Raw genomic sequence first — 13,566 nt, 5'->3', positions numbered from 1 at the left:
ACCGAAAAACATTATACGAGTGTCTTAATTTAGGGAGTGGTTACAGTTGATTCGAAATCGTAAACGGATATCCTATTTTTTAGCAGCTTTATTGCTGGTACAATTCACAATCGGCGGTTTCGTAACCGGACCTTTTCAAGCGGCAGCAGCCTCGGGGGGACCGTTGGCCGTAAGCACATCGCCCTCAACTGGCGCTGCTAATGTACCTCTTAATGCCAAGCTAATTCTTACATTGGACGAAAATGTAATGAAAGGCTCGGGACCTGCAGCCATTTCGATACGCAGAACAACGGATCATGCATTATTTCAGTCTTATATCGTTGCTTCGGACAGCCGGGTTCAAATCGGTTCGGCAAGAAATATTGTAACGATTACACCTGATGCTAATTTCGATGTTAACACGAATTATTATGTATCTATTGATGTGGGAGCGTTCGTAAATGAAAGTAATAATACCAATTTCGGAGGAATTTCGGGCATGCTTGCTTGGAACTTTACAACAGTCGGAGCGGCAGATACGACGCCTCCTACAATTACTTCAACGGCACCGGTCAATGGTGGAACAGCAGGTATCGGCACATCGCTGACTTTGACTTTAAATGAGCCCGTTTATGCAGTTGGCGGCAATATATTCATTAACAATGTAGTTCAACCCGGTGATGTGCGTACGATAAATGTGACTTCCACAAACGTTAGTGGAAGTGCGACGTCAACCATTACGGTTCAATTGCCCGCGATCCTGAAGGGCAGCAGCAATTACGAGATTATCATTCCTGCAGGTGCTTTCCAGGATGGGGCAGGCAATAGCTTTGTCGGTGTAACAACGGGACAGTGGAGGTTTGCAACTTCCGTTCCCCCGCTTGGCAATCCTTCTTTGTCGCCTCAAGCGAATTCTTTTGCCATAGCGGTAGGCACGAATTTGGCCTTGACCTTTCCATCTGCTGTTGCTTTAAATACGGGCAATATCCGGATAAATAAGATCTCAGATAATAGTACCGTTCAGACGATACCTGTTATTTCAAGCCGTATAAGCATTTCTGATAAGACAGTGACAATCGATCCCCCTGACGACTTAGCGGCGAATACGGGCTTTTATATTCTCATTGATGCTAGGGCCTTCAAGGATGCCTCAGATGGCTCGGTTCTCTATCAAGGTATCGCAGATGCAAGAACATGGAGCTTCGTAACAGATCCGGGGAATGATGCAACACCGCCGACACTGCTTGCGGATCGCAAACCGCTAAGTGTTCAAGCGACGCCTACTTTGAATTTGGAAATGAATTTTAGTGAGCCCGTATATCCGGGGAATGGAAATATTGTTATTAAGACATCTCCATCAGGGAATGTGTTTGCGTCCATCCCAGTGACCTCAAATAAATTAAATGGCGGAGGAACGACAAAGATTACGGTCGTTGATCCAAGCATCACTTTCGTGAATAATGCAACCTATTACGCCGAGATAGGCGGTCAAGCATTTAGTGATGCGAAAGGGAATTACTATGCAGGAATAACCGGATCAACGGAATGGCCGTTTATCGTAACGCAAGTTGGTGTAAAGCCGACTATCGTAGCGCAGACACCTGCGAATTTAACGACGGGTATCGGTTTGACGGGCATCAGGCTCGAGGCCTTATTCAGTGAACAAATCCAATTGGGGACTAATCCGGCAGCTGTTAAAGTAAAGCGGATCACCGGTACGAATACCACGCCGTTTACAACGACATTGTCTATTGATCCGCAGAACAACCGAAAGCTGATAATTGCAATTGACGGCACGTTGGCAGGCAGTACGGATTATTACGTGGAAATGGCTGAGGGCGCAGTAAGCGACATGGCTGGAAATCGGTTTGAAGGTATTCTCAATCAATATCAATGGACCTTCTCCACGATTAATTCTTCGACTGGTACACCAGCGGTTACTAAGGCAGAACTCACTGGTAATATTAAAATCACTTTAACGTTCAACAATGCGCTCGACACAAGCTCCGTTCCAGTACCGGCTAATTTTTATGTGACGGTTAATGGCGCTGGCCGTGCGGTGACGGAGGTACAGGTAAACAATCAGTTTTTGACATTAACACTCCAGAGCAGTGTTGTGAACGGTCAAATTATCAAAGTTTCTTATTCGGCCGGCTCGAAGCCCATCAAAGGATTAAATGGTATTGCGGCTGCCAATTTCTCGAATCGGGATGTAACCAATAACCCTGATAATGTCATTCCAAGACAATTGAATGCTGCTCTCAGCGGAAATATGATTATTCTTACTTTCAGTGAGGAGCTCGCGGCAATCCATTCAAGTGCCTATAGTCAATTTACGGTATATGTAGACGGTTACTCACGCAGTGTGACACAAATCTCTGGATCTGGAACCGCTGCATTTTTAACTTTTAATGGAAGTGCAGTTATAACCGGACAAACCGTTTCTTTAACGTATTACGCCACCTCCTACCCATTAAAGGACCTTGTTGGAAATGCTTTGCCTTCATTCAACAGCTTCTATGTCCAGAATGGATTGGATACGAAGGCACCGGCCCTGCAGTCGGTTACCGCTGCAGTGAATCAAATTACACTCGTGTATGATGAAGCATTAAATGCGGCATTCCTGCCGTCTCTGAGCTCATTTTATGTAACGGTGGGGGATTATCGATCAAAACGGCGGCGGCAGCTAAAGCATCCGGTTACTCTCCGGCAGGTCGTTCAGCTAATCAGTACGTGCTGTCAGCCGACAAAATTTTAGCCGCTTTTAATACGGTTCGAACAGTCGCAGGGATATCACCCCGTGTGGTATTTACGGTTCCGGACTCAGAAGCAGCCGGATTGGTAGCTATTTCGCTGAGTGCGCTTGAAGAATCCAAGAAGTCCGTATCAAATGGCTCAATAGCGATTGTATATAAAGATACTTCTTATGAAATTCCACTAAGCGCGTTAAACTTCAGCCAGTTGGCACAGATGGCAAACGCCAATAGTGCAGTAGGCCAACTATTCGTATCCATCGATATGAACGCAGCGAATCTAGCTTCTGGATTAACGTCTGCACTTAACTCAGCATCCGCTCAAATGCTGGTCAGCCCGGTTAGCTTCGAGCTTAGCATAAACAGTAACGGGCAATCGAAATCCTTAGATACGCTGAGTGCATATGTTACACGGACCATCAGGACTTCGGCAAAGCTCGAAGGCAGACAGGCCGCAGTCGTCTGGCTCGATCCGCAGACCAATAAGCTTTCTTATGCGCCAACGCAAGTGACGCAGGAGAATGGAATGTCCGTCGTAACCTTCAAGCGTAAAGGAAACAGCGTGTATACCGTCATTAAAGGCGCAGTTAATTATTCGGACATTGCAAAGCACTGGGCAAGAAATGATATTCTGCTCCTTGCGAACAAATATATCGTCGAAGGGAACTCGCTTACTGCTTTCTCTCCCGATAAAGCGATTTCTCGCGGCGAGTTCGCGATGTTCATTGCAAAGGGGCTTGGATTGAACGGCGATAAGCAAGCCGCAGCTAAATTCAAGGATGTAAATACGTCCACGACAGTGGCCGCTTATATTGGGGCTGCCAGCAATGCCGGGATCGTCAAAGGGAAGACCGACGGAACCTTCAAGCCCAATAGAACGGTAACACGTGTAGAAATGGCATCGATGATGGTCCGTTCGGCTAACGCAGCCGGAATTCAGATCGGTCTGTCCGGCAGCTCGGTAACCGTTTTGAAAAGGTTCAAGGACAGCACGAAGATCGGTACTTGGGCACAGGGCGATGTGGCAAAGGCTGTCCAGGCGGGAGTCATTAATGGCATGTCTAACGGAACCTTCGGAGGCAAAACGGCGGCTTCACGCGCACAAGCAGCGGTCATGATTAAACGCCTGCTCGATTACCTGAATTTTATTGATATTTAGATCCTATGAATCTCTTTGATGGTGAAGCTATCTAGTCCTTGGACAAGATAGCTTTTTCTTTTCGCTGCCTAGCAACTGATAGGAGTCTTCTATCAGGGCGTAACTTTTACCTCCCATTGATAGTCTAACTCTAATAGACTTAAAGATGGGAGAGTTGCTAGACAGATGCGCAATCCAGAGAAGAACAATCATACACCGATTCATTCCGCCCTAAAGAAGACCATTCTTACTGCTTATAAGCCGACAAGCAAGCGAATGCTCGTAATGACGCTAGGTGCCTCGCTGCTCGTACAGCCCTTATCTATAGCAATTCCTACATACGCTGCGGCTGCAAGCAGCGAGGAGGCCGCTGCAGCGTCTCAGACGATGACGACGCAGGCTTCTGTGAAACAACTCGTACAGCTATCGGAAGAAATGATAACATCAGGCGCCAAACGAATCGATTATCGATGGGCCAACAAGCTAAGTGATGGTGCTGAGTTATCGAATGTACATGTCATTGAGATTGATTTAGCAAACCCTTACGTAAAGCTCGATGTCATGAATGGCAAAGCGGGAACGGTAACGGGCGTAAGCTCGGTTGGAAATATGGTAAACAAAAGCGGAGCAGTTGCAGGCGTTAACGCCGATTATTTTAATGTATCCAGCGGAAAAGGAACGCCTATCGGGGCAGAGGTTACGAGTGGGAATTTAACGGCGAGTACATCCGAGCTGACAGGAATGTACGCTTTTGCTGTGACCAAAGACAGGAAACCAATCATTGATACGTTTGGCTTTGAAGGAAATATAACCGCAGCTGACGGTTCAAGCTTTGCTCTGGCTGGCATTAATAAAGCATCCTATCGAACCGAGCCTGATAACGGATATAGTCATGCGAATGCGATGTATATCTATACAAGCGCCTGGACGGTTTCCAGACCCGATGCTTCGGATAGCGCGACGACTCCGACCGAAGTGCTTGTCCAAAACGATATCGTCAAGGAAATCGTTACGAACGGGAAGATTCAAGGAAATCCGCCAGTGGACGGCTATATTTTGCGTACACATGGAAAAGCGGCCCAATTCGTCCGTGATCATTTGCTGATCGGTCAGCCGATTAAAGCCAATTACAATTTAATTGCTAATTCCAGCGGTGCAAAGGTTGATCCTTCTACGCTGCAAATGCTGGTGGGCGGACATACCATCCTTGTCGATCAAGGAGCTGCGGCGAAATTTTCCAGAAATCCGAGCAGCATTAGTCCAGCCAGTGACCGTGCACGTACGGCCGTGGGCTACTCGAAGGATGGCTCGAAAGTGATGCTCGTCACGGTTGAGGATAGCGGCAGCAGCAAGGGCGTGACCTTGGAAGAGCTTCAGAAGCTGCTTGTGCAGCTTGGCGTATGGCGCGGAATTAACCTCGATGGAGGCGGTTCGACGACGATGATTGCCCGTCCTCTTGGTGAAACGGGCACCCAGCTTTCTTTTCCAACGGAATATGGGGTTACCCAGCGCCAGGTTGCCAATGCCATAGGCGTCTTTACGACTGCGCCTCAAGGTCAATTAAGAGGCATTAAAGCAAGCGGAAACACAACTCTGTTCGTTGGCCAGCAGTCTTCATATGCAATGAAGGCCTATGACACCTTTTATAATCCGATTGACCCAGGAAGCCTCACGCCATTCTGGAAATCAAGCAGCGCAATCGGCACCTTCGCGGGAAATACGTTTACTGCCGCAAAGGCCGGTCAGACTACCATTACCGTTCAATCGGGCAGCATTAACGATAAGCTCGCTGTTGAAGTTATTGGCGGTGACCAAATTGCTCAAATGAGTGTTGATGCGAGCTCGCCGGTTCTGGAGCAGGGGAAAACCATCTCTCTTCCGGTTCGGGTAACCCTGAAGGATGGGCGCAAGATGACCGTTCCGGCTGAGTCTGTCAAATGGGAGCTTCGCGGCTTTACAGGTTCAGTTAATGGGAACTCGCTTACTATTAATACGGTGAATTCAGCTTCTAGTGTCGGCTATGCAATTGCACGCTATGACGGCTACTCGGCCATGGCGGTGCTTGCGGGCGGTGCAGATAAGAAATTTGAAGATTTTGAAAAGGTGACCTACCCAATTTCTTTTTCCGGTACGAATGGTGTATTGGGTTCTGCCAGTGTTGTGACTGGACTGCCGGGCAATGAAAGCTCCAGTTCCCTGCAGCTGAATTACGATTTCTCGGCGGGTACTGGTACTAAAGCAGCATATGCCGTTCTGAATGGAGCGGGTCTTTCTGTAGAAGGCACGCCTTCAGCCATGACGATGAGTGTCATGGGGGACAGCAGCTTCAATTGGCTCAGGGCTGAATTTATGGATAAAGCGGGCAAGTCCTACCTGGTAACCTTGGCCGATCAAGTCGATTGGTCCGGTTGGAAGCAGCTGAAGGTGAATCTGCCTGCGGATCAGATCACCTACCCTGTTAAATTAAAACGAATCTATGCGGCGTCTATAGCAGACGGACAGGATGAGAGATTACTAATCGGTTCACTAGCTTTTGATAATATTAGCTTCCAATTCCCGGCTGTAGTTCCGGAATTGCCTAAGACGAAGATTGAGCTGAAGGTAGGCTCCAAGTCGGCGTCAGTTGCCGGCAAACCGTATAAGCTTGATGTTGCGCCTGTGGTTTTGAATAATACGACTTACCTGCCGCTGCGCTTCATAACAGAGGCAATGGGCGCCCAAATCAATTGGGAGGGCACCTTGAAACGGGTTTCGGTCCTGCGCGGAGATAAACTGCTGGAGATGTGGCTCGGCCGGAAGGAGTTCCTATTAAACGGAATTCGTAAGCAGTCTGAAGTCGCACCGATTTCCCGTGGAGGACGGTCATTAGTCCCGATCCGGCTTGTGTCGGAGCAATTAGGCCTAATCGTAAAATGGGATGGAAAAATGGGCACGATTACCGTCGAATGATATGACTTGTCTAGTCTAATCTGTGCTATGATAAGAGAAGATTAACAGATTTATGAAGAAAGTAGGCCGAGCCGAACGTGGATTATCGTATTAAAGATATAGATCGCGTGATCAAAAACGCTGTTCTAGTGATGGAAGAGAGCAAATATCAAATTTTTGAGATTTGTGAATCTGCCCGCAAAGAAATGTTCGCGCTCGGCCAAGAACTTAACCAGGTATTACAAGAAGCCGCTGCGATCATTGATAAGGTCGATAAACTGGAGCTGGATTATCGACGGTCGCGAATGCGATTAACTGAAGTTAGCCGTGACTTTATCCGATATAAAGAAGAGGATATTAAAATCGCCTATGAAAAGGCTACACAGCTGCAGCTGGATTTAATGATATTCCGTGAAAAAGAAGTCTATTTAAAGGCTCGCCGCGATGATTTACAGAAGCGGGTGCGAAATGTGGAGCAATCCATTGAGCGGGCGGAGACGATCGCATCGCAAATTAATGTCGTGCTTGAATATCTATCCGGTGATTTGAATCAGGTGACGAGAATCCTGGAATCTGCGAAAAATCGACAGCAAATAGGTCTAAAGATTATTTTGGCCCAGGAAGAAGAGCGCAAACGTATCGCAAGAGAGATTCATGATGGTCCTGCTCAATCACTTGCAAATATAGTTCTTAGGACGGAAATTGCGGAAAGAATGCTTAGTAAGCAGGAATTTCAGTTAGTCCAGGAAGAATTAATAGATTTGAAGGGGCAGGTGCGTTCAGGTATTGAAGAAATTCGTAAGATTATTTTTAACTTGCGACCTATGGCCTTGGATGACCTCGGATTAATCCCAACACTGCGTAAATATATTCAGGATTTTGAAGAAAAAAGTAAGATTCGGACGATGTTCGACACCATCGGTAAGGAGACACGCCTTCCTTCGGCAATGGAAGCGGGCATCTACCGAATGGTTCAAGAGGCTTACAGTAATGCATTTAAGCATGCTAATCCGTCTTACGTCTCACTAGAAATAACCTTTCAGACTCAGATGGTGAAGATTGTCGTAAAGGATAACGGAGTTGGTTTCCACGTCGATCTGATGGAGTCCCGGGCGAAGCACAGTACACATTTCGGTTTGATCGGAATGCGTGAGCGGGTTGAGCTGCTGGAGGGAAGGATGGAGATCGAATCAGCGATTAATGAAGGAACGAAAGTGACGATTCATATTCCCATCAATGCGGAGCAGCGAAAGGAGTAAATGAGGATGGACCTGAGAGCGACTAGCCCTAAACGGAAAATTAAAGTTTTGATAGCTGATGATCATCAGCTATTCCGCGAAGGACTTAAGCGGATTTTGAATATGGAAGATGATTTGGAAGTCATCGGCGAATGTAACGACGGGATACAGGTGCTTGAGTTCTGCAACCAGATCAAGCCAGAAGTTGTGCTGATGGATATTAACATGCCAATCGAGAACGGGGTCGTTGCAACAGAGCGGCTGCGTGACATTTTCCCCGATGTGAAGGTCATTATCCTATCGATTCATGATGATGAGAGTTATGTGTTTGAAACTCTGCGTAAAGGCGCATCCGGTTATTTGCTGAAGGATATGGAGGCGGAAGCCTTAGCCAACGCGATCCGGTCGGTTGTAAGCGGATATGCGTACATTCATCCTAAAGTAACGGGCAAGCTCATTAACCAGCTTCGCCGTATGACGTATCTCGATGAAATCGGTGCAGCATCCGGAGCGGCTGCGGGGCGCGAAGCGGGCGTAAAATTCATTCCAAGTGAGAACAACCCGTTGACACGCCGCGAAGCTGAAGTTCTTCGGCTGATGGCGGAAGGTAAGAGCAACAAAATGATCGGCGAATTCCTCTTTATCAGCGAGAAGACGGTTAAGAATCACGTCAGCAGCATTTTGCAAAAGATGGAAGTAGACGACCGGACTCAGGCGGTTATTAGCTCAATTAAGTTCGGCTGGGTGACGCTGTAAGAATGAAGGATGGCAAATAGGAGTAAGAGATTACATACATATTGTAGAGGGGCCTCCGCCGGTGCGGGGGCTTTTTTTGGGGTTCGGCACAATAGGGGGACAGCTGGAAGCCCGTTTATTCGACTTGTCCGTGATTGACCAGCACCCATGGGCGTTGCTCGGCATATGATGTCACAAAAAGGAGGTGGCCACCATGATTCCAGTTCTGCTTTGGATTGTTGGTTGTTACGCCTTGGCGGCGGCTGCCGTGCATGCGGCTTCAGTATGGTCTTCTAAACGTAATCGCAATGTGCAGCATTTTGTACTCATAGCGGGTAATGAACAGCTCCAGATGGAATGGTATATGAGATCGCTGCGCCGGTTTTCCCATTTTACCGGGCAGGAGGTTAAGGTGACGGTTGTCGATCATGGCTCAGAGGATGAAACCATCGGTATCGCCCGATTTTTTGCAAGATACGGGATGAAGGTGGATATTAAATCAGGAGCACCCATGGCCGGGGCGTTAAATGGGGCGCTGGGAGAAAGCGAAGAGGCTAAACCGATGAATGACAGCCGCATATGTCAGGAGGCAGGAAATAATTCCCGCGAAACAGAACCGCGGCAGAATCCGAAGACTAGCTCGATATGGCAACGCTTTCGGGCGGCCCTGAGTGGAATTTGGAAAGGGCCTGTTATTGCGAATCAGGCTAAGGGCGTGGAACCTACTTCGCTCATGTGGATGCTTCAAGCGGAAGGAATTATTACGGAATCGGAGCATGCAGTATTGATTGATTTGAGAGATCCGGCGGAAGTGTCGCGGCTTCCGTTATAAGCGTAGAGGATGGGACCGTCTGCGCCGCATAAGCCTTGCTAAGGGATCATTGCTATGTTTGGGGAGGGCGAGGTATAATCTTAGTAACGACATATGATGACGAGTGAAGCACACCCGTATGATTGCCTTAGGCAGTCTGCGAGTGTGCTTTTATTCGTTTATTGGGGTGGACCTCTAAATCGTGATGCTTCATTTTTGGAAAATAGCGGTATAGAACGATTCGAGCTTACTGGAGGCGTTACCATGAAAGTTATATTATATGTACGGCTAGGATTAGGGGAAACACAGGCGAGATGGTCAATTGCGCCAGAGGTTGATTATGCTTATTGGCTGGACGACCGGTTTAGACTTGAATTGGAGGAAGAGGTTCGAAGGCTTGAGCTTGAGGAACGCCATAGAGATGAAAGAGGGAGTTTGGCTGTACATATTAGTGAAGGAGAATCGTGCAGAGGGCTTGGGCGAGGAGAGAGATCACGGGTTAAGAAAAACAGCGGAGCGGGGGAAGGGGAAAGTGATAATAATGAAGAGCCTGCAGGAGCTTTCGCGGTTGCTGCATGGTCAGAGCCGCTGCCGTTAGGTGTGGCAAGAGGTATAGCGGAGAAGTGGCCGGCTGCTGCAAGGCCGGTCCATGTGGATGAAGCGTGCAGCATTCTTACACGATTAGTAAGTGATGCGGTGAATGCGGAGGCAGAGCAAGGCTTCATGGCGAAGCCTGCGCCGACTGCACATGCGGCGCATGTGCAGGGCCCGTCCGCCGGGTTTGCGGCGGACGGCGGCCGTGCACGGGCGCTGGCGCTGGCGGCGCAGGCTGTGCGCGCCGCTGCGCTGCTGCAGGGACGAGCGCTGCTAAGCAGCGAAGCGCTCGCCCTGCTTGGCGCCGCAGGCGCGGCCTCGCCGGCAGGCGCAGCGCCGGCGGCCTGGAGCGCGGCAGCCCGCGCGCTCCAGCTGGCCGCGCTGCTCGGCCAGCTGCGCCTGGGCGGCGCGGTCGCCCCGCAGCCGCAGCCCGGGCTGCTGCGGTGGCGGCAAGCGCTCGGCGCCGTGCCGCGCCCGCCGCTGCTCCGCTGCCAGCGCTGCGGCAGCGGCACGGCGCGCATGCGCCGAACGCCATGCGCCGCATGCGGCCGCGCATGCGCGTACTGCGAGGCATGCCTCAACATGGGCCGCAGCAGAGAATGCGGCCTCCTCATACACGGCATGCCATACGCTCTTGGCGTCCCAGTACCGCCGGGCGCCTCAAGCGCATTTGATCTAACCGCGGACAGGCTGGCCGCGCGTTTAGACCCTTGGAAGCTAAGCCCGGCGCAGTCTGCTGCAGCCGCAGCGGCCCTAACTTTCATCGAAACGCCGCCACCAGCAGCAATGGCGGCTGCTGCCCTAACATACATCGAAGCGCCATCAGCAGCTTCTCTAACATGTATCGAAACGCCGCCACCAGCAGCAATGGCGGCCAGAACCCGCCCATGGCGGCGGCTCTTCCAGGCCCGCAATAATCATGCCCGTACTTCACAAAGGCATAACAGGCACTTCCTCCTCTGGGCAGTCACCGGCGCAGGCAAGACTGAAATGATCTTCCCCCTCATCGAGTCCTGCATCCTGCGGGGTGGCCGGGCGCTCTTGGCGACGCCGCGGCGGGATGTCGTTCTCGAACTCGATCCGAGAATACGCCGTGCATTCCCGCAGACTTCAGTCGTCACACTCTATGGCGGAAGCGAGCAGCGCTGGGAGCAAGGAGAGATTACGCTGGCGACCACCCATCAGCTTTTTCGTTTTCGTCACGGGTTTGATCTCGTGATCATCGATGAGCTTGACGCGTACCCGTACCACAACGATCCGATGCTGCACTATGCGGCTGAGCATGCCGGCAAACCTGGAGCAGCCGCTATCTTTCTATCAGCAACTCCGCCGGCTGATATGAGAAGAGCGGTGAAGCGCAAGCGCTTAGCCCACGTCCGTGTCCCTGTACGGTTTCATCGGCATCCGCTTCCAGTCCCTGTGCAGCTCGTCATTCCACCGGTGAGACAGTTACTGCATAAACGTATGCTCCCGCGTAGGCTCGTCCATAAATTGCAAGCATCCATAAACCGCGGAGCGCAGATATTTGTTTTTGTCCAGCATATCCGGGACGTAGAGCCGCTCGTTCACCGCTTTAGGCGGCTGTTTCCGGGCATTATCATCGAAGGCACCTCCTCAAAAGACGAGGAGCGCAGCGGCAAGGTGCTGCGGTTTCGTGACCGCGGCATCCGCATGCTGGTGACGACAACCATATTGGAGAGGGGCGTAACCATCGCGAAGAGCGATGTGTTTATTTTGGATGCGGACGGCAAGCTGTTTGATGACGCTTCGCTTGTGCAGATGGCCGGCCGGGCAGGGCGGTCCATGGATGATCCGGCAGGCGCCGTATATTTCTGCGCATCCGCCCGTAATCGTTCGCAGCAGTCAGCCATCAAGCAAATACGCGGAATGAACCGGATTGCCGCCAGAGAGGGATATCTTCTTCAGCATAAGGAGGGTTACCTTACATGACAGCCTTTTGGAGCAAGCTGCAAGAAACCTTACCCAAAGCAATTGGCAGTATGAGCGCCCTGCTGTCCCCTTCATCCCGGGCCTGTTCAATCTGCGGCAGATCCGGGCGGGGAGCGCCCTCAAGCAATAATCTGCCCCTTTGTACCGCATGCAGCCGTGCAATACCATGGATTACTAGAATCATGTGCCCGATATGCGGCCGCGCGGAGCAATGCACGGACTGCTCGCGCCGGACAGACACCTCGTTCCTGCTCAATCGAAGTGCAGTCCGGTACGATTCAACGATTAGACATTGGCTGGCCATGTACAAATATAGGGGGCATGAAGCGCTTGAGCCGCTTTTGGGAGAAATGCTGGCAGCTGCCTACCAAAGAATGATGCGGGATTTGCTAATGCGGGACGCCTCCCACCGGTTTGATGCAATTATACCCGTGCCTGTGAGTGAGGAGAGACGGATAGAGCGCGGCTTTAATCAAGCAGAGCGCCTCGCTTCGTACTTGGCTGAGCAGGTGAATCTGCCCGTTCATGAGGTGCTTGTCCGCATGCGTCACAGCGCTAAGCAAAGCTTTAAGACCCGGGGAGCGAGACTGCTGGATTCTCGGAATCTATTTGCTGTAGATCACTCCTCTTTTCTATTTATGCTAGAACAAATCCGGCAAGGATCAACACAGCTAGCTGCCAAGCGTTCCTCTGCTGCAAGTAGAGAGAAACTAGCGGATGATCTAAATTCGCCTGCCCATCGGCCTGTTCGTTTTCTGATTATTGATGACATTTATACGACAGGGAGCACGGTCAATGCCTGCGCAGCAGCGCTGTCACGCTCCTTTCGAACGACCCTTCCAGATGTTCAAGCCGAGATTTTCATCCTCACCCTCGCACGCTCCTAACAAGGGGTGAAAAAAATAGTGAATTTTGTCCATTTTTGAGGTAATATGAAGAAACTTAGGTAGGCTACCTTGAAGGGAGCACTCGTCCAATGAACTTAGATAACTGTCCACGCTGCGGCAAGCTGTACGCCAAGAATTTTCGGGATGTCTGCCCAAGCTGCATGAAGGAAATAGATCATGAATATCAGCTGTGCGCAGATTATTTGCGCAAGAATAAAGGCGCCAATATAACGGAGCTCTCAGATGAAACCAAAGTTTCTGTCAAGCAGATTACGAAGTTTATCCGCGAAGGGCGCATATCGCTTATCGGTGTTCCGAACTTGATGTATCCTTGCGAGGTTTGCGGAACGCTCATTCGGGAGAACAATATGTGTACGAGCTGCAGAGCAACGCTCATGAATGAAGTGAGAAGCTCGAACAATGCTAAAGCTGATCAGAAAAAAGAATCAGATAAAACGCCTGGTTCAGCAACTGCCGCTTATCGGATCATGGATCGACGCGACCGTGCATAAGCTTGTATTTTATGATGTCTTACGATTTCTATAAATTTTTA

9 protein-coding genes are annotated in these 13,566 nt (G+C 50.1%); all 9 read left to right on the top strand.

Annotated features, from left to right (window positions below):
* The first annotated feature begins 46 nt into the window (after positions 1-46).
* The 9 genes from ACFPYJ_RS29065 to ACFPYJ_RS29025 all read left to right on the top strand — a co-directional run bounded on the left by ACFPYJ_RS29065 (position 47) and on the right by ACFPYJ_RS29025 (position 13,525).
* On the top strand, positions 47-2,737 hold the full coding sequence (locus ACFPYJ_RS29065; protein WP_379191745.1) for an Ig-like domain-containing protein: 2,691 nt from the start codon (positions 47-49) through the stop codon (positions 2,735-2,737).
* 44 nt (positions 2,738-2,781) lie between these two features.
* Entirely contained in the window at positions 2,782-3,891 is a 1,110-nt protein-coding gene (locus tag ACFPYJ_RS29060) for an S-layer homology domain-containing protein (RefSeq protein ID WP_379191744.1), read from the top strand.
* Positions 3,892-4,056: 165 nt separating this feature from the next.
* Positions 4,057-6,819, top strand: coding sequence for a stalk domain-containing protein (locus ACFPYJ_RS29055; RefSeq protein WP_379191743.1), 2,763 nt, complete (start codon positions 4,057-4,059; stop codon positions 6,817-6,819).
* 77 nt (positions 6,820-6,896) lie between these two features.
* Complete coding sequence (locus ACFPYJ_RS29050; protein ID WP_379191742.1) at positions 6,897-8,057, top strand: sensor histidine kinase; 1,161 nt, start codon at positions 6,897-6,899, stop codon at positions 8,055-8,057.
* Between the two features lie 6 nt (positions 8,058-8,063).
* Positions 8,064-8,792 carry a response regulator gene (locus ACFPYJ_RS29045; RefSeq protein ID WP_379191741.1) on the top strand — a complete coding sequence of 243 codons (729 nt, stop codon included), beginning with the start codon at positions 8,064-8,066 and terminating at the stop codon, positions 8,790-8,792.
* Between the two features lie 193 nt (positions 8,793-8,985).
* Complete coding sequence (locus ACFPYJ_RS29040; RefSeq protein WP_379191740.1) at positions 8,986-9,603, top strand: hypothetical protein; 618 nt, start codon at positions 8,986-8,988, stop codon at positions 9,601-9,603.
* Positions 9,604-9,846: 243 nt separating this feature from the next.
* A complete protein-coding gene (locus tag ACFPYJ_RS29035) occupies positions 9,847-12,126 on the top strand; it encodes an ATP-dependent helicase ComFA (RefSeq protein WP_379191739.1) in 2,280 nt (759 codons plus the stop codon).
* Positions 12,123-13,013, top strand: a complete 891-nt coding sequence (locus tag ACFPYJ_RS29030) for a ComF family protein (protein WP_379191738.1) — start codon at positions 12,123-12,125, stop codon at positions 13,011-13,013. Before ACFPYJ_RS29035 ends, ACFPYJ_RS29030 begins: the two co-directional genes overlap by 4 nt.
* A gap of 89 nt (positions 13,014-13,102) precedes the next feature.
* The gene (locus tag ACFPYJ_RS29025; protein WP_379191737.1) at positions 13,103-13,525 is read left to right on the top strand and encodes a TIGR03826 family flagellar region protein; all 423 of its coding nucleotides are present in this window, start codon (positions 13,103-13,105) and stop codon (positions 13,523-13,525) included.
* The last annotated feature ends 41 nt before the right edge of the window (positions 13,526-13,566 follow it).

Origin of the sequence: Paenibacillus solisilvae (genome assembly GCF_042656405.1) — a bacterium.
Lineage (GTDB): Bacteria > Bacillota > Bacilli > Paenibacillales > Paenibacillaceae > Paenibacillus_Z > Paenibacillus_Z solisilvae.
Note: the sequence above shows the minus strand (reverse complement) of the source record. Positions and strands in the feature narration are given on the sequence as shown.